Source organism: Hyphomicrobium sp., from assembly GCF_019744875.1.
Lineage (GTDB): Bacteria > Pseudomonadota > Alphaproteobacteria > Rhizobiales > Hyphomicrobiaceae > Hyphomicrobium_C.
The window spans coordinates 21,960-45,077 of sequence record NZ_JAIETU010000002.1; the positions used below are offsets into that span (position 1 = coordinate 21,960).

At 60.0% G+C, this 23,118-nt stretch carries 25 protein-coding genes; 3 read left to right on the top strand and 22 right to left on the bottom strand.

Going from position 1 to position 23,118, the window contains the following annotated elements; all coding sequences use genetic code 11:
* Positions 1-409 precede the first annotated feature (409 nt).
* The 6 genes from K2Y42_RS00180 to K2Y42_RS00205 all read right to left on the bottom strand — a co-directional run bounded on the left by K2Y42_RS00180 (position 410) and on the right by K2Y42_RS00205 (position 9,046).
* Entirely contained in the window at positions 410-1,588 is a 1,179-nt protein-coding gene (locus K2Y42_RS00180; protein WP_291150101.1) for a GIY-YIG nuclease family protein, read from the bottom strand.
* On the bottom strand, positions 1,569-3,647 hold the full coding sequence (locus K2Y42_RS00185) for a DEAD/DEAH box helicase (RefSeq protein ID WP_291147143.1): 2,079 nt from the start codon (positions 3,645-3,647) through the stop codon (positions 1,569-1,571). Before K2Y42_RS00185 ends, K2Y42_RS00180 begins: the two co-directional genes overlap by 20 nt.
* Positions 3,644-6,442: a DNA methyltransferase gene (locus tag K2Y42_RS00190; protein ID WP_291147145.1), complete on the bottom strand. Its 2,799-nt coding sequence runs from the start codon at positions 6,440-6,442 to the stop codon at positions 3,644-3,646. The genes K2Y42_RS00185 and K2Y42_RS00190 overlap by 4 nt, the downstream gene beginning before the upstream one ends.
* 294 nt (positions 6,443-6,736) lie before the next feature.
* A complete protein-coding gene (locus K2Y42_RS00195) occupies positions 6,737-7,498 on the bottom strand; it encodes a hypothetical protein (protein ID WP_291147148.1) in 762 nt (253 codons plus the stop codon).
* Between the two features lie 160 nt (positions 7,499-7,658).
* Entirely contained in the window at positions 7,659-8,738 is a 1,080-nt protein-coding gene (locus K2Y42_RS00200) for a relaxase/mobilization nuclease domain-containing protein (RefSeq protein WP_291147151.1), read from the bottom strand.
* Positions 8,738-9,046, bottom strand: a complete 309-nt coding sequence (locus K2Y42_RS00205; RefSeq protein WP_291147154.1) for a MobC family plasmid mobilization relaxosome protein — start codon at positions 9,044-9,046, stop codon at positions 8,738-8,740. Before K2Y42_RS00205 ends, K2Y42_RS00200 begins: the two co-directional genes overlap by 1 nt.
* 490 nt (positions 9,047-9,536) lie before the next feature.
* Between K2Y42_RS00205 and K2Y42_RS00210 the strand changes: the two genes are divergently transcribed.
* Together K2Y42_RS00210 and K2Y42_RS00215 are read left to right on the top strand one after the other, a co-directional pair.
* Complete coding sequence (locus K2Y42_RS00210) at positions 9,537-10,217, top strand: hypothetical protein (protein WP_291147156.1); 681 nt, start codon at positions 9,537-9,539, stop codon at positions 10,215-10,217.
* A gap of 112 nt (positions 10,218-10,329) precedes the next feature.
* Positions 10,330-10,719, top strand: coding sequence for a response regulator (locus tag K2Y42_RS00215; protein WP_291147159.1), 390 nt, complete (start codon positions 10,330-10,332; stop codon positions 10,717-10,719).
* Here K2Y42_RS00215 and K2Y42_RS00220 read toward each other — a convergent pair.
* Together K2Y42_RS00220 and K2Y42_RS00225 are read right to left on the bottom strand one after the other, a co-directional pair.
* Positions 10,716-11,123, bottom strand: coding sequence for a hypothetical protein (locus K2Y42_RS00220; RefSeq protein ID WP_291147161.1), 408 nt, complete (start codon positions 11,121-11,123; stop codon positions 10,716-10,718). The genes K2Y42_RS00215 and K2Y42_RS00220 overlap by 4 nt on opposite strands.
* Positions 11,124-11,192: 69 nt before the next feature.
* Positions 11,193-11,597, bottom strand: a complete 405-nt coding sequence (locus K2Y42_RS00225; protein WP_291147164.1) for a hypothetical protein — start codon at positions 11,595-11,597, stop codon at positions 11,193-11,195.
* A gap of 195 nt (positions 11,598-11,792) precedes the next feature.
* Here K2Y42_RS00225 and K2Y42_RS00230 point away from each other — a divergent pair, with 195 nt between their 5' ends.
* Entirely contained in the window at positions 11,793-12,203 is a 411-nt protein-coding gene (locus K2Y42_RS00230; RefSeq protein WP_291147167.1) for a hypothetical protein, read from the top strand.
* Between the two features lie 310 nt (positions 12,204-12,513).
* Here K2Y42_RS00230 and K2Y42_RS00235 read toward each other — a convergent pair whose 3' ends face one another.
* The 14 genes from K2Y42_RS00235 to K2Y42_RS00300 all read right to left on the bottom strand — a co-directional run bounded on the left by K2Y42_RS00235 (position 12,514) and on the right by K2Y42_RS00300 (position 23,095).
* Positions 12,514-13,488, bottom strand: coding sequence for a hypothetical protein (locus K2Y42_RS00235; protein WP_291147169.1), 975 nt, complete (start codon positions 13,486-13,488; stop codon positions 12,514-12,516).
* Positions 13,469-15,100 carry a serine hydrolase domain-containing protein gene (locus K2Y42_RS00240; protein WP_291147172.1) on the bottom strand — a complete coding sequence of 544 codons (1,632 nt, stop codon included), beginning with the start codon at positions 15,098-15,100 and terminating at the stop codon, positions 13,469-13,471. Before K2Y42_RS00240 ends, K2Y42_RS00235 begins: the two co-directional genes overlap by 20 nt.
* A gap of 155 nt (positions 15,101-15,255) precedes the next feature.
* The gene (locus K2Y42_RS00245) at positions 15,256-16,335 is read right to left on the bottom strand and encodes a virulence RhuM family protein (RefSeq protein WP_291147175.1); all 1,080 of its coding nucleotides are present in this window, start codon (positions 16,333-16,335) and stop codon (positions 15,256-15,258) included.
* A gap of 63 nt (positions 16,336-16,398) precedes the next feature.
* Positions 16,399-16,956: a hypothetical protein gene (locus tag K2Y42_RS00250; protein ID WP_291147178.1), complete on the bottom strand. Its 558-nt coding sequence runs from the start codon at positions 16,954-16,956 to the stop codon at positions 16,399-16,401.
* A complete protein-coding gene (locus K2Y42_RS00255; RefSeq protein WP_291147181.1) occupies positions 16,953-17,738 on the bottom strand; it encodes a hypothetical protein in 786 nt (261 codons plus the stop codon). Before K2Y42_RS00255 ends, K2Y42_RS00250 begins: the two co-directional genes overlap by 4 nt.
* Positions 17,735-19,075 (bottom strand): FtsK/SpoIIIE domain-containing protein, encoded by a 1,341-nt coding sequence (locus K2Y42_RS00260; protein ID WP_291147184.1) that lies wholly within the window; start codon positions 19,073-19,075, stop codon positions 17,735-17,737. Before K2Y42_RS00260 ends, K2Y42_RS00255 begins: the two co-directional genes overlap by 4 nt.
* Positions 19,072-19,341: a hypothetical protein gene (locus K2Y42_RS00265; protein WP_291147187.1), complete on the bottom strand. Its 270-nt coding sequence runs from the start codon at positions 19,339-19,341 to the stop codon at positions 19,072-19,074. The genes K2Y42_RS00260 and K2Y42_RS00265 overlap by 4 nt, the downstream gene beginning before the upstream one ends.
* Before the next feature lie 5 nt (positions 19,342-19,346).
* Complete coding sequence (locus K2Y42_RS00270; RefSeq protein WP_291147190.1) at positions 19,347-20,027, bottom strand: hypothetical protein; 681 nt, start codon at positions 20,025-20,027, stop codon at positions 19,347-19,349.
* Positions 20,028-20,039: 12 nt separating this feature from the next.
* Positions 20,040-20,894, bottom strand: a complete 855-nt coding sequence (locus K2Y42_RS00275) for an AAA family ATPase (protein ID WP_291147192.1) — start codon at positions 20,892-20,894, stop codon at positions 20,040-20,042.
* A gap of 70 nt (positions 20,895-20,964) precedes the next feature.
* Complete coding sequence (locus K2Y42_RS00280; protein WP_291147195.1) at positions 20,965-21,198, bottom strand: hypothetical protein; 234 nt, start codon at positions 21,196-21,198, stop codon at positions 20,965-20,967.
* A 56-nt stretch (positions 21,199-21,254) separates the two neighbouring features.
* Complete coding sequence (locus K2Y42_RS00285; protein WP_291147199.1) at positions 21,255-21,560, bottom strand: hypothetical protein; 306 nt, start codon at positions 21,558-21,560, stop codon at positions 21,255-21,257.
* Between the two features lies 1 nt (position 21,561).
* On the bottom strand, positions 21,562-21,969 hold the full coding sequence (locus K2Y42_RS00290; RefSeq protein WP_291147201.1) for a hypothetical protein: 408 nt from the start codon (positions 21,967-21,969) through the stop codon (positions 21,562-21,564).
* Positions 21,966-22,850 (bottom strand): protein rep, encoded by an 885-nt coding sequence (locus K2Y42_RS00295; protein WP_291147202.1) that lies wholly within the window; start codon positions 22,848-22,850, stop codon positions 21,966-21,968. Before K2Y42_RS00295 ends, K2Y42_RS00290 begins: the two co-directional genes overlap by 4 nt.
* Positions 22,847-23,095: a helix-turn-helix domain-containing protein gene (locus K2Y42_RS00300; RefSeq protein ID WP_291147204.1), complete on the bottom strand. Its 249-nt coding sequence runs from the start codon at positions 23,093-23,095 to the stop codon at positions 22,847-22,849. Before K2Y42_RS00300 ends, K2Y42_RS00295 begins: the two co-directional genes overlap by 4 nt.
* Positions 23,096-23,118: the final 23 nt, after the last annotated feature.

Consider the following 23,118-nt stretch of genomic DNA (forward strand, 5'->3'; position numbering starts at 1 on the left):
AGACGCTGCGGCATCCCGCGCGAAGCGCACGCTCTGCGCTTCCAGCGCCGCTATCGCAGGAGCGTTTGGCGAATTCGGCGTTTCGTGGCGCTGTCGTGTCGCGCGCGAAACGTGCACGCGGATGCGGCTGGAAGCGGTTATAAGGGCGTCAGCAAGCGTGGCAGGTCGAGTGCTACGCCCTTGAGGATTTTCTGAACTATATGCAACTTCAAACACATAGGTTCTGCGTCGCCCCGATGATGGATTGGAGCGGTTTGCGCGTTAATTCAATGTGATGCAGACCAGTGTGAGTAAAATCTGCATGCTGAAATCAAAAAAAGTTGATAATTGCTGCGTGTAAAGAATGTCTGTTTTTCGTGCTCACGTGAGCGCGTCCAGCTTTGGCGAGAACACGTCGTTAGCCGTCTTCCTAGAGCTTCTTGAGCGTTGCCGTTGCGGGTTCGTAAACATGGGCCGTTATCGACCGGTCCCGGACGCGCTCGACAACTTCGTCAATGACGTTGAGGGGAACCAGGAACCATTCACGCGGTTTGACCGGCCGGCCGAAGCGGTCGGGGATTTCCACATCAAGCCGGGCAGCGGCGAAGAACCGGTGCAGGAGATTCTCCAGCTTGCTGCGGTTGATGTTGAAGAGCTTGTAGGTGGCTACCACCTCAACCCCGGCAAAGAGATACGTGGGGTCGTTCTCGGCATTGCCGACACGGATATCCACGGCTCCGCCGGTCACGCCGATCTTGTGAATGACCTCCTTGTGCGGCGCAATCGCCGGATGCTGGGACAGGCTGCGCAGGACGTAGATGGTTCCGCTCTCGACGTCCTTGTCGTCGGACGCATTGCCGAACAACGGCCCGGCGTCGGGGTCGGTGATGCGCCGGCCGGCGTCGTCCTTGTGCAAAGCCCGTTGCAGCGACCGCATGAGGATGTCGCTCTCGGTGCCGTTGTCGTAGATGACGCGCAGGCGCCGGTCCGCGCGGTCGTTCTTGGTGCGGCGCTCTTCTTCGCCGGCGTCGGCCACGTAGACCATTTGTCCGCCCAGGATAAAGAACTCGCCGGGGTCAATGCTGGCATCGTTGCCGAAGCGGCGGGACTCGCGGACACCGGCATCCAGATCGTGCTGCACCTTGGCGAACAGCGGCTTGAACCGTTCAAACTCCTCGCAGGGGGTGCGGTCGGCCACATCGTCGGCAGCGTGGATCTCTGCGCGCGGTTTGACGTGCTTCAGCTGTGAGATGTCATCCTCATCTTCGAAGCCCAGTTCGGCGAGCAAGGCGTCAGCATCGAGATGTTTGCTCTCATGCGGCGTGGATTCAGTGGCACCCGCAAGCAAGCCATGCGTGTCGAGATCGGCGACCAGTGCGCGGTAGGAGGCGTTGCCACGAACGCGATCAAGGCGGACGGCGTAGAGCCGCTCGAAGATGTCCTTGCCGTCGCCGTGCTCGGGCTTACGGCCATGTTTATCGACAAAGCGAATGATGTCCTCGAAGCCCGCGACAATGCGCGCCTCTTCATGCGAGCGGCTGTTTTGTTGCGGAGCTTCATCGACGAGGCCCAGCTCTTCAGCGAGATCGTCAGCTGTTCTTCTTGTCATACGCCCCAGCTGCCTTGTGCCGTTGAAATGCGAGGATGCCCTCGGCCATCTTCTTCTCCCAGGCGTCGGTTGAAGTGATGGACGGCAAACGTCCCCGTTCACGCCTGAACTTACTCGCGCGCTCCGCAAGGTCCCATGCCTCGTCAGCAGGTATGTTCGTGCGCTTGGCGGAAATCGCGGCCGCAACCTGTGTCAGCGTGCCTTCGCTCATGGCCTTTGCCAAGACGTTGTAGGCCGCCTCGAACGGATTGATGCTGTCGATCAGGTCAATATCCAGCTCGCGCACGTCCATGGCAAACTTGCGCACGCCGTCGATGATGGCGGTGTTACCCTTGAGGGTTTCATCCTCGCCGGCTTCTACGAGCTGGCGCGCCTTTTGCGTCAAGGCCAGGGCGGCAATCGCGTGCTGGCGGATGGCCTCCTGGTCGATATCGGACAGGGAGGGGTACTTGTCTTTGACGATCTTGCCCATGCGCACCTGGGTCAGCTCTTCGGGAAGCGTGTCGTCATCGAACAACCCGCGCTCGATGGTCGGCTTGTCCTGCACAAAGGCGGTGATGACCTCGTTGATGTCTTCCTTGCAGATGCGGGCGGCTTCGGGGCTTTCGGGCGTGGCGAGCCCCTTGACCTCGACGTGAAGCTGCCCTGTGGCGCCGTTAAAACCGATGTTGTTGCCTTTGGGGTCGTACCCCCCTTCGCCGTAGTCGAAACCGTCCTGCGGGCCGCTCTGCGGCGTCTTCGGCGTGAAGTTGAATCGCGGCGCCAGCACCTGCTCCATCAGCAGGCTGGCGGCGATGGCCTTCAGCGTATCGTTCACCGCATCGGTGACGATCTCCTGCGCGGCATCCGGTTCGGCGATCAGGTTGGTGAAATGGGCGCGGGCCTTGCCCGGTGCATCGCGGGTGGCGCGGCCGATGATCTGGATGATCTCGGTGAGGCTGTTGCGATAGCCGATGGTTAGCGCGTGCCCGCACCAAATCCAGTCGAATCCTTCCCTCGCCATGCCAAGCGCAATGATAATATCCACGTAGTCGCGGTCTTGGTTTGCCTCCGGCTTTTTGAGGGCGGCAATAACCTTTTCGCGCTTTGGTCCGTCGTCCACCAAGTCGGCCACTTTGATGACGCGCCCATCAGGGCGTTCGATCAGCTGGAAGCCGGTCGTGGCATCCTCACCCTTCCAGGTGCCCAGCTCGTGCATGATGTCGTTGGCTTCGCGGATTTTATCGCCGAGCGCTTCACGGGAGTTGACGTTGGGGATGTGGATGATGGTCTTCTGGTCGGGGTCGAGCACCTTCATGATCGCGTCGATATAGGGCCCCTGGTAAAAGAAGTACCCGATATCGAGGGCTTTCAGGTGTTCGTAGCCGTTGAGCTGCTCGTAGTAGGTGTAGGTGACGGTGGTGAACTTGCGCTCGTCATCCGGGTTCAAAACCGGTGCGGCATCGCCCCGGAAGTATGAGCCGGTCATGGCGACCATGTGGATCTTGTCACGGCCGAGGAAGGCGTTGAGCTGGCGGCCCAGCACGTTGTTGTCGCTGGCCGAGACGTGATGAAACTCGTCGATGGCGATGAGGCGATCATCAAACGCCTCGATGCCGAACTCTTCCACGGCAAATCGGAACGTGGCGTGGGTGCAGACCAGCACCTTGTCGGCACTGGCCAGAAACGCGCCGACAGACTTGACCTTAGACGTTGCCACGCGGCCCGGTTCATCGTTGCCCGGCGCGTTGCACAAGTTCCATTGGGGTTTTACGGTCCAATCCGCCCAGAAGCCGAACTTGCTGAGAGGCGCGTCGGCGAAGCTGCCGCCAATGGAACGCTCCGGCACGACGATGATGGCCTGCTTGACGTTCTGGTTGGTCAGCTTGTCGAGGGCGATGTACATCAGCGCGCGCGATTTACCCGACGCCGGCGGCGACTTGATGAGCAGATACTGCTCGCCGCGATGGGCGTAGGCACGTTCCTGCATCGCCCGCATGCCAAGCTCGTTGGCTTTGGTGGAAGCGCCTGTGCGCTGGTACTGCACGGAGACGGACGGGACGGCGATCTTGGCGGTCATGCGGTGGGGCTTTCGTCGGAGGATTTGGATTTGCGGCCGTTCTTCTTCGGCGCCTTGGCGGCTTCGGCGGCGGTCATCTTGGTGTACATGTCGAACAGCTTTTCCAGCCGCTCGGTGTCGTTCTTGAAGCGGCGGCCGATGTAGATGCGCTCCAGCGTCTCGTCGTTCTTCTCATGCGCCTGGCGCACCAGCTGGAACTCCTTATCCATGCGCTCGGGGTCGTACATGTCGGCGATGGTGGCGGGCCAATAGTGCTCGCGTGCCAGCAGGATGTCCTCGGCGCAGCGGGTGAGATCGGCTTTTTGGTTCTCGGTGAGCGGTGGGACCGGGAAGGTGTTCCAGCCGAGGGTGTTGGTATATGAAAATCGCATTTCTAGACGGCCACATACAGTGCCCATCCAGACCCAATGCATCCGCGAGGCAACCAGCGCTGCGTTCCACAACGGTGCATTGTAAATGCCATAGTTGCGATTTGTTATTATACAACCCTTGTCGTAAGTGTCGAAGGGAAGGTACTCCCTATTCTCGGAGCTGATTGCAGGAACTGCGATGATAGTCTCATCTCCGGCCTGCCTTACTTCACCAAACCGATGTGAAATTTCAGCGAGTCTCCTTGTTGCGGGGCGTGTGCTTTTTTGGCGTGCAGACTCAACAATGCGAAAGCGCGCATATAACCAGTTGTTTTCCTCCAGCGTGTGGATATCTGAATTGGGAGCCCAAATACAACGGCGGTCTATCGCGTCGATTAACTCTTGCGAGCCAACTAGCCGGCGTATCAGCTCCTGAGGCACATGATGCTTCGTTATTGCTTGGATGGCTTCTTCTCTGTCCAGAAGTAAACCTCCTCCGTCGTTCGGCATGCTTCCAAAGCCCATTGGTGCGATATGAGAAATTGGCTCCGCAGTGGGCTGCACGATCAATGCCGGACCAGGAACTAGGTATGGAGATATATTGGCCGTTTCTCTGCGGGTACCATCCGAATAAATGAAACGTGAGTTCGCAAGAGTCGCCCCATAACCAATAACTGAAACGGTCACGCCAGCCTTATGGGAAGCCAAATTGCTCCACTTGAAAGAGGTGTGCGCAAATGAAATCGAGAGGGTATTGGAAAGGAGTAAGGGCCAAAGTAGTGAGACCTGTCGCCCTTGATTTAGACTGTTGGTTGCCACGAAAGCAGTAAGTCCGCCTATCGCGGATATGTAATCGCGGCCCTTAATAAACCATCCAGCAACGTAATCAATTGAGCCAAGCGATTTCAATCGTCCCGCAAAGGCGATTTTCAAATCTTCCTTCTGCTCGTTGCTCTGTTCGTTGCCCCAGACATACGGCGGATTCCCGCAAATATACGTCTCAACTTCCGGCTCCTTGCCATCCAGCGCCATCCGCCCGGTCGGCCCGCTCAGGTCCTCCTCAACAGCGCTGCCCCCCGTCGGCGGCGGACACACCTCCAACCAATCCAGCCGCAACGCATTGCCGGTGACGATCTTGCCGGTGTCGTTGAGTGGCAGCACCTCAAGACACGCTTCACGCTGACCGATGAGGCGCACGTTGCATTGGAACTCAGCGATGAGCAGGGAAAGCCGCGCAACCTCGGCGGCGAAGCTCTTCATCTCGATGCCGTAGAAGTTGGTGAGCTTGATCCAGCTCTTCTTATCCTCGTCTTTGCGGCGTTTGACGATCTCGGCCTCGATCTCGCGCAGCTTGATGTAGGCGATGACCAGGAAGTTGCCGGAGCCGCAGGCGGGGTCGAACACGCGGATGGTGGCGATGCGTTTCCTGAGGTTCAACAGCTTACGCGGGTTGTCCTCGGCCTTCTCCAGGTCCTCGCGCAGGTCGTCGAGGAACAGTGGGTCCAGCACCTTCAGGATGTTCGGCACGCTGGTATAGTGCATACCCAGCTCGCCGCGTTCGTCGTCGTCAGCGACGGCCTGGATCATTGAACCGAAGATGTCCGGGTTGATCTGTTTCCAGTCCAGTTCGCCGGCGCGGACCAGGTAGGAGCGGGCGATCTTGGAAAAACGCGGGCTATCCACCTTGTGGGTGAACAGCCCTCCATTGACGTAGGGGAACTCCTTGGCCCATGCCGGCAGCCGCTTGGCGGCGCGGTCTTCGGGCTTGGTGTCCATCACGCGGAACAGCTCGGTAATGACCTCGTGCGTGTTGGAGGACTCCGCCGTTGTCATCTGCTTGATGCAAGCGGTGAACATGCCCTGGTGGTTGAAGATGCCGGTGTCCTCGGCAAAGAAACAGAAAATCAGCCGGGCCATGAACTGGTTCAGTTCCTGCCGGCGGCCGGCAGCGCCCCAGTCGGGGTTTTCTTTCAGCAGCTCGACGTAGAGCTTGTTGAGGCGGCTGGTCGCCTTGATGTCGATGGGGTTGTTCTTGATCTCGGCGACGGTGGAGATGCCGGCGAGGGGGAGGAAGAACCCGAAGTGGTTCACGAGATCGGGCAGCTTGCAGGCGACCACCTCGCCGGTGGCCAGTTCCTCAGCCTCCAGGTCGATGCCGTCGGTGGCGAGTACGAACTTGGGCTTGCCCTTGGCGTTCCTGGGACTGGTACGCAGCGCGGTGAGGGTGTCGCCGACGTGGCCCGGATCGCAGGTGGCCAGATGGATGTGGTTGCGTTGAAGGACGCCACCGGGGATGTCGGACTGGTTGGTGTTGCCCGACCGCAGGCGTTGAATGGCGGTTTCCTTGTTGCCAAAGGCGGCGAGGAACGCGAACGGGAATTCGGTGCGCTCGAACGGCGCCAGGGCAAGCGCCGATACGGCTTCTTCGATTTCGACAGCGTTCATTCATTCCCCCCAAAGCATCAGCAACCCAAGCGACGCTCGGGCAAGACTTTGCAAGGCGCAGCATGGGTTTGGCAATGCTTATGCCCGCGTCTTGTGCAACTGGGGATAACTTGCATTTTTCCAATTTTCGGGCGCGGAGGCCTCTATTTGCCTGCCGGGCCGCCTCTACTGCCCGGTTCTTCCTGAAGCTCCTATCCTGCAAGGGATGGACGCCCGAAGGGCCGAGACGCACTTAGCGGCTCGGCGCGCGACAGCCCGGCCCGCGCGTAGCGCGGGTGCAGCCAAACCTCCCTATCAATCCGCGCGACCGCCACCGCGCTTCTTCGCTTTTTCCGGCATTCCGCGCGTGACCACGCCATCCTGTTCCAGCTGGTCCAGCGACGGTGCCAAATCCTGTTGTTCGGCTTCGCTCTTGCCCGGCAAGGGATAGCTGGTGGAGCCTCCGAACATGGCCCGGCCGTAACGGTCCTTGCGCAGCCATGCGCCTATGCGCAGCACGGGTTGGTTACTTCCGTGATTATAAGCGCCCCAATAGTCCGGCCGATCTTTGTCCGGCGCCTCATTCTTGAAGCGGTTCGGGAACAGGACCAGCTGGCGGGCGCGGAGCTGCAAGGTGCCAAGGGAAACAAGTGCAGTGCTGCTGTCGGCACTCTTGAGGAGCGCTGCGACCTGATCCATCGGCGCGGCGTTCAACGACACCGGGTCGGTGCTGCCGTTGAACATGGTCATGACCTCGCCGGTCTTGGGGTCGGTGTATTCGTGGGCGAACAGCGGGAATCCGTATTCCACCTTGGGATCGTCGGGCAGGCTCAGGCGTCCTTCGAACATGGGGCGTTTGTCGCCTGGTTCTTTCTCGCGGAGGAGGAAGGCGATAAAGTTGCCGTGCGGTTGTGTGTCAGGCGTCGTGGTCATTGCAGCATGCTTTCGTTGGTTCACGAAAAGGCTGCGGGAGAGTGAATACGAAGTCCATACAGGCTGCTTATGCGGGCGGCACTTTTGTCGTAAGCTGCCGGTGATGATCGCGTTGCCCGTTCCTGCCCGTATCAAATCCGCCATGGGGCGGTTCTATCGGGATCGTGGTCAAGCTTTCTTCCGCGCCTTGGACAAAGACCCATTGGTGGCTGGCGGACGTTCCGGCAGAATCCGCGAGGCATCGCTCCTCTCCAATTTCTGTATGAATGGTCGCCGCTGCTGATGGAGGCTGAGCAGCAGCGGATTAGCGTGCTTTTGGATGCGTTCTTGGAGCGCCTGCGGGTAAGCGACGTGATTGCGGCTCACGCGGAGACAGAAAAGCCGTGAGGGCGGTGGTGTGCGTTGCGCGCGAGAGTGCGGTTTCCTGTTGGCGCTGTCGCCTTTCCGCCCTTGCGTCGTCCATAGCGGCTTGCACGTCCTCGCGCGATAGCAGACCCAAGGTGTGGAAAGCGCGGGCTACGTCAACGGCATCGACAGCGAATACGCTGCGGTGCTGACGTACAGACGTGTTGATGTGAGGGTGTGAAGGCGTGTAGTCACGTCTGCGTGCCAGCGTTCTGGCGGTTGCCGCGAGGCCAAGGCTCGACAACTTGGCGTAAGTGCTGTCATCGCCGACGACGAAGCCTTGCCCTTTCGCTTCGAGGCGAAGACCATCGGCGGCGAGTAATTCCCTGAAATCGTCGTGTGTGGCATTGGCGGACAACCGCTCGGATATTTCGGCGCCGAATTTGCGCGCCTTGTCTTTGCTCCATTGTGGTCTGGTGGTTCGCGCTCCGCGCCTGGCTGCGTAGGTTGCGGCTGAGTTGGGCAGCTTTTCTTGCGTGTCCGTGCGTTCCGGGTTGAAGGTGTGCGCGGGGGCGAACTCGAACCCGTAGGTTTCGGCGAGTTCCTTCATGATGCGGTCAAAGCGGGCGAAGTCGTGGGATGTTTTCCATGCCCGGCCGCTCTCGGGATGTACCCGGTTGAGCAGGATGTGCAGGTGCGGGTGGGGCTTGTCGCCGTGGCCCATGATCAGGGCTTGATGTTCGGCCAGACCGGCAAGCTCCAAGGTGACTGTTGCCACAGCCTGCATCACCTCCGGCGTCGGCCGTTCGCGCGCGTGCCACGCGATCATCAGGTGATAGGCGGCGCTCTTCGTGCGCGCCGACAGTTGGGCGGTGGCGCCCATGTATCGCGCCGCAAGTTCGGGATCGGTGGTAGGAAGGTTCTGTGTGGCCACCCAAGCCACGCGTTTCGGGTCAGTGCGATTGCCGGACTTTCCACGCACGAGGTAGCGCGCCAACGCGAGGAAGTCGTTGGTAGGTGGCGCGACCTTGGCAAGCATCAGTCAGAGGCGCGGGCGAGATTGTTGACGGCAGCGATGCAGGTCCGGAGTTCGTCTTCCGCCACCGGCACGCGGCCGGTGTTGGCCTGACGCGCCAGCTGGTTGAGGTTGTTGCCGATGCGGGCCAGCTCGCGGAGGAAGGCATCGTTGCGGCTTTGGTGCGGAAGTTCGGCGCGGTGATCGTTGAGGTGCGCCACCACAACGATGCGCACGAAATCCGAAACCGTGACATTGCGCCTTCGGGATTGGTTGAGCAGCTGGCGGTGTTCCGTCTCGGTTATGCGGCTGCGCACGAACTTGGAAAGCAATTTTCGCGTGCGACGATGTTTGCGGGTTGGTCTAGATGGCATGGCAGCTCTTTCTTTGGGACGGGGCGATGCGGGGCCGTGGCCCCGCAAGCACGCGCGTCAGCGCAATGCCTTTGACCTCACATGGTGGTCAAAGGCATACCTCGCCCCGTCCCTCTTACCTTCCCCGAATATACGTCCTGCATACAAGTTGATTGCCTACGGCGTGAGCAGCGTGACGGCAGATCGTTGCGATAACCGCGCACGGTGCAATCACCACCGGGGGGCTTCACGCCCCCCGAACCCCCCGTGGGATATTTAAGGCAGGTGAGGGGCAGAACTGTATACGGCGCACAAAGTGTGCATGCGATTTGCCATTTGCCAATGTAGGGCGATACTGGCTTTGCGGTACAGGCTGGGAAGCCGATGACCGTGCAGATGAAATCGCGCCCCGGTTTGTGGGGCGCCTTAAACTTCGGTTCAAATGGATTTGGCGGAAGTCAAAAGGATTGTGACTGAGGAAAGCCTCACTCCCCAGCTCAAAGCGCTGCGGCTAGAGCTGGCGGCGCATTCAGCAAGGGTGTTTTCCGACGTCGGCACTCGGCTCCATATTTCTGGCCATCTGTTGGGTGATGGGCGAGTTACAGGACGGTCTGCGTTCGGCCACGGCAGCGATGAAGTGGTCGGAATGTCTTTCCTTTTGCTGATTGCGGGTCAGCTCATATCGGCTAGTTCTGAACTGCTATCCAACGGTCGACCATATGCTGGGGCTGCATTACTCAGGCAAATTGTTGAAGTTGAGTACCTAGCTTGGGCCTTTGATGCGCGCCACGAAGACGCCGAGCGTTGGCTTCAAAGTGATAAAGCAACTCGGGACGAGTTCTTCAGGCCAGCGAAGCTTCGCGAGGCAGCTGGCGGGAAATTTCGAGGGCAGGATTATGGGTTTCACTGTGAACTTGGTGGCCATCCGGTTCCGACTGGCGCGGTGCTTCTTAGAAACGAACCTCATACCGTAGAACTTTTAATGTCTGACCTGCTTGGCCACGTCGGAGAAATTTGGAATTTCTTCGTCGGGTGGTCACGGCGCAATGAGGGCTATACAGAAGAGTTCAAGCCTGCAGCGAAGGAAATGTCTGAACGGTTCGCTGTCTGGCGACACGAAGATCCGCTGGTGGGTCTACCTTCACCTTAAACTGACAGCCGCACTGGCGAGGGCTGCAGTCAAACGGGCGCTTCTGCCACGCGACCCCAGCATTCTTGAAATCGCCCTACTGTCGCACCGGTTGGGCGGCACGTTCTACGTGATGAAGCGTATCGCCGTTGTCGATGATGAACCAACCATTCTGACGTCTCTGCGGCTTACGCTAGAGTCGGAAGGCTACGCGGTCGAGGTATTCTCTGATCCGGCCGTGGCTTTGCCAAAGCTCATTTGTGTGCCGCCAACTCTGCTCATCCTCAATGGCCGTATGCCCGGCCTGCACGGGATCGATTTCTTTCTGATGTTTCGGCAGTACTCCAAGGCGCCGGTGATCTTTCTGTCGGCGAGCGCCGACGAGATTGCGACCCATCTGCAAGCGATCGATAGACCGGCCACGGCTTACGTCAACAAGCCGTTCTCACAACGCGTGTTGTTGGCACTGGTGGCGGAGAAGGCGCAAGCTGAGTTAAGCCGTCCTAACGGTTCCAATGTTTAAGCTGCGCTCCTGATGACATCTAAAATGCGGAAAGCTTGCCAGCCCTTCGGTCGCCGCAGGACTTGGCAACGGTACACAGCAGCCGTCGTCACTTTTTTTATGCCCGAGGCGTGAAGCGTTGACCCGTGCACCAAGATTCGTCGGTCGCTTCCCACTTCGCGCAGGAATCCATGGCGGCCGTCGAGATCCAGCCATTCAAACCGGCCGAGCGTTTCAAACACTTCGGCATCGTCGTCCATTGGAGTTCGGCGGAGCACTTCACGTGGCGCCGGGGATGCTGGCGATGCACTGTCCGCTTGCATTGCCGCTGTCGTTCCAGCGCGTGATTGTTGGCTGCTGGCGATGGCGGCACCGCCGAGACCACACATGAGGCTGAATAGTCCGCGCCGTGATACGTTTTCCATGTCCATACCTCCAACGAGCTTGCGTGAGACGTATCGGAGGATTGTGGCGGTTTTCGCCGACGGCGCGGGCTAGCGGCGGAACCTGCCACCGGAGAAGTTTGAGGATGTCTCGGCGGGCTGTTTCGTCTCCGGCGGCATCGTGAAGAAGGCATGTGCGTACGCTTGACGGCGTGGAGCGGGTGCGCGGCCATAGTCGGCCGGGTTGGTCGTATGAAGCGCGGCAATGCGTTCGAACGGCACGGCCTTGAGGGTCTCGGGTTCGGTGCCGACTTCGGCGGCAAGTTGGAAGAGGACTCGTTTGGCCCATCCGCGCATCTCCTCGACAGGGAGGGGATAGGCGGTAGGAGCCGTGTCCATGTGGAATGACCAGGCTATGCCATTAGCGGCCGGTTCAATCCAGCACTCCACGCTGGCCTTGCCGCCGAGATAGACGCGGGTGTGACCTTGGGCGTTGCGCGTGTGCGTGATGATCATGCAGAAGCCTGAGGCGTGCCGAACAATGAGAGCAATGGTCGGTGCTCATTGGGTGTGCGGGTTCGCGTCTTAGAAAGGTGCTTGGCCCGACGACGTGTGGCAGCCCCGCATCACGGTTGGAATGCTCGTTGGTGGGGCGAGCAAATGCCGCCACAGTTGTGCGTCATGTTCGGTATTCAACACATCGAGGTTGCCATGAACGAGCTGTCACGGCGCGGGTTTTTCTCCGTGCTCTGCGGGTTTGGCGGAGTTGTGATAATTGGCTGCCACTTTCCGAACGCCGCCGAGGGGAGGCCGTTGGTTGCCCCAATCGCGGACACGTCGCCGATCCTAAAAGAACATGCCTGCGAGGCGTTCGAAGCCATGCGCAAAGCATTCCGGCGAAACCTACCTAATCGGGATATGTATGATGGGCTGCCCCACGTTCTTGAGTTTGAGGAGTACCGCGCAGGTGTCCTGATCCTTTCGGTGCCAGCGGCTTTCCTGAAGCATTGGATCGAGGTCGAGCACTCCGACGAACTGCTGCGCGCGGTGGCCAGTACTTATCCTTTTGCCGAGCGGGTGGAGCTGATGGTGCGAGTAAAATCCGACGCAACCTTTGCTTAGGCTCGGACGACCGTGATTAGGTGAGGTGACGTTCCCAAAATGTGTGGCGAAAGCCCAAGCCTCACCGGGCTGTTTCTTCGGAGCCGAGCCGTCGCGGGGCCTTACCCTCCGGGGCGCTTCAGCGCGGCCCCGCGAGGGATCGGCGGAGATCCAGCCCAACAGGGGTGTTTCTTTGGTGGGAGCAGGAGCGATAACTGAGAGTGGTGTCTACGGTCTGGCGGAGATTTCTGCGCGGGGTGCGAAGAGTGGCGTCATACGTCGACGGCGGCAATATGGAGGCAGAGCTATCGTTGGCTCCTTGCCTACTGTTCTAGAATTTCAATTCGTTTGGCTCGTGAATGTGCCTCTCGAAGTCAAGGAGTCCCTCGGCCCGGGCATCGCGAGCAGTTTGCCCAGTTCCAAGATGGGCGTACTCCAACGGTGGACCCCAATTGAATCCAACCCTCACCCTTGGTGGATGATTGCGCAAGTCGGCGACATGCTCGACCTGCCCGTAAGGCAAGGTACGATATCGCTCTTCCCCAGCTACGTGGATCATCGGGGTTACCATGGATCGGTTCTCAAGCAGCACAACGAAGTGCTCTGAAAACCGTTTCTGGCTGAAGCCGGACTCTCCGCCCACTTCAATCCAAGACCACCATGCCATTTCGAACGTGGCTACGCCGTTCGGTGGAAGCGTTATTCGTATTGGATGCTTGAACCCAGATCTACCGATCTCTCTTCCGCCTTTTAGGTGTCGGGTTCGCTTTCCATCGGGTGTGGTGATGCAAAGCTCAGATATGTATGCCAGAGGAAACACGTCGTCTCGCACCATGTCCGGCGCTATCTCCACCGATAGCTCCGCATCATAGGGGACATCACCAAACGCGTTGCGAAGTTGATAGACGTTGTGGAAGCCGCCGCGATACGCATGAAGGGTCGGATTGTATTCCATGACGGTAATTTTGTGGCTTGCCACCTCGGCAAACACGCAGGTTGAGCGAACAACCTCCTCGAAGTATTCAATTACGGGATAGCTAACGGTCCGGCTTGCGAACATTTTTCGTAGTCTTTCGCGTAGGACATCTCCCCGCTCTCCGAAAAACTGCGCCGCAACCCCTACCGCTCCAACCAAGATGAAAAACAGGATGTTGGAGACGTGGCTGATCGCGAGTTCGTCTAAAGCTTCATTGGTGCGTTGACTGAGAGACTCGTATCGATGCCAAACGAGATACGCTGAAGCCGCCACATAAATAAGAAAACCGACAATCGTAAATAACAGAAATCTATTGATATCCCGCAACATCGCTGACCCTGCTGAAAACGACTTTCAAGCACCTTGGGTGATTGACTATTAATTTGACCACCTCGCCCGCCTCTCTATAGATCTCGGCCCAGAATCCTCCATCCCAGACGAGCAGATTTTCCGAAACCGCCGTTGCGGTATGCTCGCAACCCTTGGCGAACGAGAGCTTCACATTAGGCGATGTACCGCCAGTTAGCCGCAGGATAGCTTGGTGCTCTCTGTTGAGGAAGAGTGCATCGATTGGCATTTCCCATGACCTCTGCGAGGGAAGAATGTCTAACTGATCCTGCTGTCCTGAGACGGTATTTTCCAGAGTGATCGAAGTTCCATCCATGGCTTGGCGCAGTTCCCAAGGTGTGCCGTCGAGAATCCAGCAAGTCGCGCTGGGACGGAGATCAAAGCCTTGCATCCACTTGAGACGAAATCGGTTGTCGCCAACCTTCTCGATGACGCGAACGTCATCGCCAAGTTTAGAGCGATAGCATCCCGGCCGAAGTTCGGGGCGAGTGGTAAGCGAGGAAGCACGATGCGCTGGTACGACTGCGTGCGTAGGCAACAGTTCGCCACATAAAGACCTGAAGACGCGATCTGCGGCGACTTCAATTTCGGGTTCACTTGCTGCGCTCGCGGCAAAGACAGCGAATGGTTGTCGCAGATGCCTTAAGAATACAGAATTGAAGCCATAGTCGAAGCCACCGTGACGGGCATAGGCCCCATTTGACGCTGCATCACGTAGGATGAACTGACCGAAGCCGTAGGGTTGCGGGAAATACCCTAACTCTTCTGCGCTGCTGTTGAATTTACTGAGAACGGCTTTCGGGAAAACGTTCTCGCTTGTGAGAGCTCTGGCAAAAGACATCATGTCATTCGCGGATGCCCTGAGACAGGTAGCACCAGCTACAGCATAGGGGGGATCGCGTTCAGTCCATTGATCGTCGGTCGAACTAAGTTGATAGCCGACGATCCTATTGAGCATCGGCACACCGAATGAAAGGTGGAATGAGGCTGTGGGCATGTTTGCTGGCGCGAAGACGAGTTGTCGCGCAAGCGTGTCGAAGGGCGTCTTATAAAGGTGTGCGGCCAGTTCAGCTAAAAGAACATAGCCGGTGTTGGAATACAGAAAACGGGCGCCCGGCTCAAAGTTCAACGTGCGTTCATTTTGAACGAGTCTCATGACGTCGGATGTATCGATGCGATCGCCCGCTCGCCAACCTAGGGCCGTTGCCAAAGCCCAATGATCGCGTACCCCGCCGCGATGAAAGAGCAGGTCCGATATTTTTTGAGCTGAAATAACAGCGGGCAGGCGTTTGATGTAACGACCCAGATGATCGGAAAGGTCGAGCCTTCCGTCATTTTCCGCGATCAGAATGACGAGTGCGCAAATCTGCTTCGCTAGGGACGCTAGGTGGAACGGAGTTTGGTCTGTCGCCGGTGAGTTATAATTTAGGTTGGAAAGTCCCCACGTGTCGATGTGGGTCCGTGTTCCCTCCAAGATCGCAAATGTTATTGATGGCCGTAGACCTATCGGATTGATTCCGACGTGCTCAAGCGCTTGCGAGATGAGGGAGTTGAGGTGCGGATGGAAACGATCTGAAGACATGGATTCCAACATATTGCGTTACCATCGCAGCAACAAGGTTCTCGCGCGCGTGAGCCGGTAAAGCTCAGCCGCAATTTGAGACTTATGCATGTGCGCTTTGACATCCGGCCGCGTCAGTTCGGCGAAGACGTTACCACTAGAAGCTTGGGTCTGGTTTCCGGAGAAGCTCATTTTTTCTTTAGCTTGGTCTTTGGGGCTGCTTTTGGAAGTGCCTTGGCTTGCCGTTCCATGTCGGCCAGTTCGTCAAGTGCCTCTCGCTCGGCGTGGGCCGCTTCGGCGGCGTGGCGATTCTGATCAAACGTTTCGTATCGCTGATGCGCGATCTCTTCCATCTTCGCGTGGGAAACGCGACCAGCGCCACGGAGCACCGGGCGTTCATTGAAGGACACGAAGCGGTCGGTCTGCGTTACCCAGTCGGCCATGGTGGTTTGCTGCCGGTTTCGGGCGCGGAGTTCCGCAAAATCCAGAAATGCGGTGGTGAGCAGGTTCAATTGGCCGATCTCATCACCCGTCAGGTAGTTCTTCGCGGTGGAGACGTCACCCTTGCGGACGCGTTCGCCTTTCCAATTGGTCAAGGCCATGTTGGGCTTGGCAGGATCGGCCCGCGCGACGATGAGTTCTGCGGCCGTGTTTCCCGTTACGGCGTAGACAAGCTTGTTCTGAATGGTGGCGAAGAACGTCTTTGCCAAATCGCTCGCCTTGTCGTAGTCGGCGCTGGTCTGCGCGAATAGATCCCTGACCTTTTGGTAGAAGCGCTTTTCCGACGCCCGGATGTCGCGGATGCGCTCCAACAGTTCGTCGAAGTAATCGAGGCCGCCCGGCTCCTTCAGGCGTTCGTCGTTCATGACGAAGCCTTTGATCAGGTACTCTTCCAGCGTTGTGGATGCCCAGCGGCGGAATTGCGCACCGCGCGGGCTGCGCACGCGGTATCCGACCGCGAGAATGGCTTTGAGGTTGTAGAGCTTGGTTTTGTACCGCTTGCCGTCGGCGGCAGTAGTCAAGGATTCCTTGACAACTGCTCCCTCAGCCAACTCCTCCTCAGCAAAAATGGCTTTGAGATGCAGGCTGACATTCTGCTTCGTCGTCTCAAAAAGCCCGGCGATTTCTGCCTGCGTAAGCCAGACCGAACCATGCTCTAGCCGCAGGTGAATCTGGTCGCGGCCGTCCTCGGTCTTGTAGATGACGAGTTCGCCAAGGCCCTTGCCTTCGGTCTCTTCACTATCATTGGGGCGAGTGGGCTTGACCATGGGAAGGGCTTTCTTGCTGGAATCGTCCTAATAGCATGATGCGAACATAATGGGAACAAAGGCCTACTGCACGGAGGTCGAGAGCCACCACAGGGAAGGGCGGCCGACGTGGCCTGGTCGCCAGACCGCCCAGCAATACCGATGTTCCGCAGCAAATCCACGCTCGATGCCGTTGGGCCAGCAGGTCAGGTCGTCAAGGACATAAAGAGATGCCGGTGGGCGGCTAACCCATTGGGCATGGCGCATGGGATGCGCCAGTGAGGCGAGGTTGAGCAGCATGGCAACGCTGCCGCCGGTGGGCTGGACGAGACGGAGCGCATGGCGCACGAACGCATCGGCGAGTCCGCTGCCGTAAGGCGGATTGGTTACGATGTTGCGGGCGCGGCTTGTGGGCTCGGCGAGGAAGTTGACGCCGCCGGAGCCGAAGCCGCGATCAATGAGATCGGTGGAGACCACCTGATAGCCGTGCGCCGCTAGCACTTTGCTGATGGCGCCCTCTCCGCAGGCCGGTTCCCAGATGGCGCCGCTGAAGCGTTCCACGGCAAGCAGTGCGCGCGTACCCTCCGGCGGAGTCGGATAATAGTCGTTCGGAGCGCGGAATGGTGAGCCAGTGCGGGTCATGATGCGATCACCGGCCAGCGCAGTCCTTCTTGCGCATGGGGTGTTGGTTGAGGTTTTGGAGACGTTTTGGGTGTCTGGGCAGGGGTTATTTCGTTTTGCCTCCGAAACCGATTCCAGCGACTCCCTGTGCGGGCTGGCGATGCGGAAAGGTAGAATCCGACGCTGCTGCATAGCTCGGCCAGCGCAATCGGCCACAGCGCGGTGGCGAGCAGCAGGGTCGCCATGTCGTACCCTGTCCATGTGGCCAGCAGCGTGATTTGCGGTGACGGGTCGGCGGCGGGTGTCGCGATGAGGATGGCGTCGGCTTCGCGAAGCGTATTCTTTGCGGATGCATGGGAGCTGCACAGTGCGCGTTCGCGCTGTGTCTTCGGCAGGGCGCAGGCTGTGCTGGATTTAAACAGCGGGTTGGCTTCGAGTGTTTGCAACTCGGCGCCGGCGCGCTGGTGCGTTGCGGCGGCGCGCGTTCGGTTGCCGTCGTCGGTATTAAATTGGCTTTGCTCACTGGCGCGGTTGAACGCAACCTCGGACAGGCCGCACCACAGCGAGTTCGCGAGCAGTGGCCAGAAGAGGAGAAACAGGAGGACGGCCGCGACCGGTTGTCTGGTTCGCCATGCGCGGCTCGCGCCCACGAGGCAGGCGCATTTGGCGATGTCCAAAGCCGCGTTGAGGGCTGCGAACAGGATGGCGTACTGCAGAACGGCCGAGGTCTTGAACCCATACGTTGCATTGAGCGTGATGGTCACGGCCGCTGCAACGAGAGAGGCGAGGCGCAAAAACATCATCGCGGCGTTCCCATGACCGGAAATTGCACGTGGCGGATCTCGCCGGTGACACCGTTCTTGAGCAGTGCCCGGCCGCGTTGCAAATGGCGCGGGTCTGCGGGCAGGCCCTCGAGCTGGCCGAACAGCGCCGTGGCGTGGGCATCGATGGGCAGCTTGAAGCTGATGGTGTTGAGGCAATTCGCGCGAATGGTCGGCGGGATTTGTTCGGCAACCGGTTCCTGCGCGGTGACGAACAGGCGGATGCCGGTGGAGCGTCCCCGGCGCGCGACCATGGCCAGTTCATCAAGAAACCGCGCGTGGAGCTTGTTGTCGGGATGTTTGGCGTCGCCCGAAGGTTTGGCGGTGAACGTGGACATCTCATCGATGATGAGGGCCACGAAGTTGCCGGTGGCGTTATCGATGTTGCGGGCACGCTGATCGGCGTTGCGCGCACGCATGAACTCCACCAAGTGTGTGGTGAGTTTCCAAAGGTGCGGCTCCGCCCACAGCACATGAACCTTCCCCGGCGCGATGCGGGCATACCGTTGCAGGGTGACGCCATCCTTGCCGTCCACCAGATAGACCGAAGAGAAGAAGCGGAGGTTGGCTAAGATGGATTGCAGGAGGATGTGGAGCGCGTTGCTTTTACCCGTGCCCGTCGCTCCGGCGAGGAGTGTCCCCGATGGCAGGTCGGCGAATGGTATGTGGACATGCTGTCGTGTCTTCACGTCCACACCGGCATAAAGATGGCCGGGTGCGAGGCTTCGGCTGTTGAATGGGAATGCGGCGGGAAGCGGTGTGCGCTGTTCCAGCTCGGCGACGCTCACGGTGTGGCGGATGAGTTCCCAATCGCCGCCGAGCCAATCGCGGATGGCTGGCAAATGGGCGCGCCATGCGTCTTCTTCGCTCGGGCCATTCGGCGAAATGTAGACCAAGCGGCCGGATGCCGGGTTGGAGCGTTGCAGGCAAAGGCGCGGGAACGCGTTGCCGAACGAGAGATTAAGGAACGGGCCGAGGAGGTAGGGACGCGCGTCGGGCCGTAGGGCCGCGTAGTCGATGTGCTGGATGACCTTGCCTAGCGTTGTGGCGGGATGAAGGGCTTGCAGCAGGTGGTGGTAGCGGATTGGCGCGAGGCGCGCGCTTTCGTGATCGGTGGTGCGCAGCAGTTCCACCAATCCGGCGAGACGGTTTGCGTCGAGAGTGAAAAGAAGTCTCTCGAAGCGCGCCGTGTCGTGCGCCCGCCGGAGGATGTCGGCGTTTTGGATGAGCTGCTTGATGCCCGCCACCTCGTTGTGCAGCCGATCGCACTCGCGGAGCAAGGCGCGGGCGTGATGGCGCTGTTGCATCGATCCCGTCATCGCCGGAACCTCACGAACGATTGGGTGGCCGCCAATTGGCGTTGGAGGTCGGCCTTCTCCGACCGCAGCGTGCGGACACGGTTTTCCAGCCATTCGATCACCTCCGGCCATGACCGGAAGCCATCCTCGGCATCCAGCATGGCGAGTAAGCGCGCGTCGACGTCGTCCGTGCATGCCGCATGCGGCGGCAACGGCGCCAGCATGTCCGGCCGGGGGAGCAGGTCTTGAGCGCGCGCGTGCTTCTTGCCTTGCAGCCAACGGAACATGACGGTCACTTTTTGCGGGTGGCGGATTCAATGCGGTACGAGATGCCGGTTCCCTTCGCGGGCGTGATGGAAAGTACGGGCTTGTAGGTGTATCCGGATGCTGCTGGCGGCAAGCTCGCCAGATAGCGGGCGACGGTGGGCGGCATGAACGATGGCTCGGAATCGTAGGACGGTGCCGTTGGAACACGGGGCATGTCGATGAGTGCCGGTGGCATGGTGTCGGGCGAGAAAGCGGGCTGCTGCCCGGCGTCCATGGTAAGACCGAGGCGGCGGCAGGCAGCAGCCAATTCGTTTTTGTCGGCGAGCGCCTGCGCGCTCCAGATGATGTAAAATCTTGGCGAGAGCGCGCGGCGCTTGAGCAGTTGCACGCTGTAGGCGACCGCCCCGGCAAATCCGGTGTCGAGGGCTTCCGTGGTGCTCTTGCCGTTGCTGAGGTCGAGGGAAATGGTGTCGTCCCGGCCGAGAGGATCGAAGCGCAGGATAAACCGTTCCTTGCCGATGTTGGCGCCGTTGACGCCGAGCACCATCAGCTCGGAGACGAGGCCCTCCGCAACGGCCTGCTGGATGTTGCGGATTTCGCCTTCGTCGGTGAGGCCCATGTTTTTTAAGAACTCACCTGCCACCGACACGCGCACGAGCGACTTCGGCACCGGCTGCAACGACAACTTGACCTTGGGCGTGGACATGGCGTTTTGCTCCTAGCGGCGTGTGAACAGGTAATTGCGGATGCGGCTGCCGCTGCGTTTGCGGGCTGCGCGCATAAGAACGGCTTCGTCAATCGGCGCGCGTTGGGCCATGGCGGCGTCGATGACATGAGCAGAAGGCATGCCGTTGCCGAGCAGGTCGTCCAACCGGGCAGCATCAAGGTCGAGGCGCAGCGCCTTCCAGAACGCCACCGGTTGGTTGGCGTGGCGCCGGATCAGTTTCTCTACGAGCGTGCGTTCCTGTGCCGTCTGCGGGTCCAATATGCGGAAGGCAATGTTGGCTTTCGTGACCCTGCAGGGGTCGTGCTCCACCCACGTGGCGCGCATGTCGCGCAAGAGGCTAGCCCGCAGCGGCTCGGCGTTGTTGATGGTGAAGATGAACGCGAGGTTGGTCCCATCGGCGTTGCGGTAGACATGCCGGTTGTCCGCCAGATACTGTAATCGTTCGGTGAGCAGGTTGGTGTTGGAGGACACGCCGGTCTTGTCATCGCGGGCAACGATGGACAGGTCAAAATCATCGAAGATGGCGAGGACGCGTTTCCTATGCTGGGCAGAGTAGCCTTCGAACTCTTCCAGCATGGCGTTGAGGGTGCTGGTGGCGCCGCCTTCAACATCGGACGCAAACAAGCTGCACGAGATAGTCGCCACGTCATAGCCGCACGACAGCGCCGCCTTGAGTGCGCCTTGCGACTTGCCCGCGCCGGGTGGCCCGGCAATGACCATGATGCGGGGGGCGACGTCGCGCGTGCTGGCGGCGATTTGCAAGGCGGCGAACTTGCGGATTTCGAGCGTGAGCGAAGGCACATCGATGTAATGGCGCACGGCGGCGTCATCGGCCGATCTGATCAATCCGGTGAAGCGTGTCTTCGCGGGAGGTACGGCGGCGAGGTCGGGAAATTTGGTGCTCATGGTCTGGCTCCTATTCCAGTGTGCTGGCGTATTCGTCGGCTGAAACGTGCGTGACGGTGGTGTCGGCGTCCTTGTGCTGCGCGACGAAGGCGATCAGCTCGGCGAAAGCGGCGCGCTCGGTGGCCTGCTCCGCAGCGGTCATCGGTATTGGTGCAGGCGTGTCGGCGTGCTGCTGTGGTGTCGTGTCCGCGTGAGGCGGTGTCGGTTCCGGCGGCCAAACGGGCGGCGGCGGTTCGGTGCTCATTGCTTGTCTCCCTGTGCGCGAGGATACCGGCGGCGATTGCCGCCGGGTGGTTTTGATCAGCCCATTTCGGGTGCTGGGAACGGCATGAGGTCTTGGCGTGCGTCCCAAGAAACCTGCTGGCGCTTCTTGTTCAGGCGAACCGTCACGGGGAAGCCGTACATCTCTCCGCTTTCGAGGTTGGGGATGCGGTAATTCGGCGGAAGGGTGATGGATTCGCGCGTGACGGTTCCGTCACTGTGGGCGACGAGCACCTTGAATGAGTTGATCGGCTTCGGCGTGCCGGTCAGCGGATCGGTCCACTGGAAGCTGTCGTTCTTCTCGAACTTACCGAACAGAACGTGGCCTTGCAGGCGTGTGGACATGTCATTGCTCCTTTGTGTCCGTGCGTGGTTGTGGGGGCGTGCGGTCGTGAAGACACCGGCACGGGGGCGCCGGATGGTTGGTCGCGGTCATGGCCGCGAGAAAGCGTTGCGCGAGCTTGTGGGCCGCTGGTTGCTCATTGAGCCGTGCGTGCACGATGCCGTGGCGGACATGCGTGAGCGCGATGGGAATGCACACCGGCTTCAGGATGGCGGCGGCCGAGAGGTCAGAGAACGCGGCGAGGTCGGTTGGCGCGGCGAGGGCGAGATCGATGGCGCCTTGGACCGACGGGAAGCGGAAGGTCAGGCCGTGGGCGAACAGTTCCGCATCGGTGCGCATGACCGCTGCGGGAAGCGCGCTTCCGGTGACGACAAGAAACAGCGAAGGGTCGGCGGGTTGCAGTACGCTCATGACGTGCCTCCCTGCTTGGGGCGGCGTTTAATGAGCACTCCGCCCATGCGGCAGAGGCGGCGCTTGTAAAGTGCGCTTGCAAGGTGCGCGGCCACGGCGGGATCTACGCTGAATCCGGTATCGCCGCGTTCGAACAGCCGATGCGGCGCAACCGCATACTTGAGGGTTTCCGTAAGCGTGGCGCGCACGGCATCGCCGACCGCGATGGCCTTGACGTGACAGATGGGGTTGTAGTCCACGCCCAATGCCCTCCGCCAATGAGCCACGATGGCAGGTTGCCGTAGGTAGGTTGTTGCGCGCCTGTCGAAATATCCCTCGCCGAGGACAACCGTGGAGTGGCTATGCACACCGGCTTCCCAAGAATCGCCATTGCGCCGAATGGCAATTTCGATGCCGGTGATATGGCCGGTGAATGCTGCAGCGACCTGGCGCCGTCGCCAAAAGCGGGTGAGGGCGCGTTCGTGGTTAGAGAGCATGGTGGCGACCTCGGCGATGGGCATGTTCTTTGACGTGAGCGTAAGGAATGCGAAGCGCGTGCCGGGTGCGGCGGCCATCAGGGCATCCAGTTTTTCGGCGCCCCTGCGCACCGTGTCGCGCGCGCGGCGTCGGGCGCACTGCGGGCAAAGCCCGTTGCGGCAGCTCCGCTTGTTGCGGAAGACGATGGAAGTCGGCTCGCCGGGCGGCGTTTCCAATTTGATCGTAGCCGATGCCGCGCATTGCGAGATGCGGCGCGCCAAGGTTTCGATGCGGCGGCCGTTGATGCCGCCCAACGGCGGTGCGCGGTGCAAGGCCGCACCGACAGCTGCGGATGCGGCTTGTTGGAATTTCCAGCGGCGGAACCGCTTGGTGATCGGCGACCTGTAAGCGGTGGGGTGCGTCATGCATCGGCGTCTCCATCGCCGGTGCTGTTCCGGCGCTTGGAGGCAAGCCACGCATCCACGTCGCGTTTGTCGTACATGACCCGCGAGGTGCGGCCGGAGCCGAGTTTCATGTAGGGTGGGCCTTCGCCCGTCCCTCTTAAGCGTTCCAGTGTTGGCACCGACAATCCGAGATAGCCGGACAGGCGGGCGGTGTTCATCAAGGTGGTGCTGGGTTCAGACACGGCTGTGCCGTTCGCAGCGGACATGGGTTCGCTCCGTTGAATGGTTG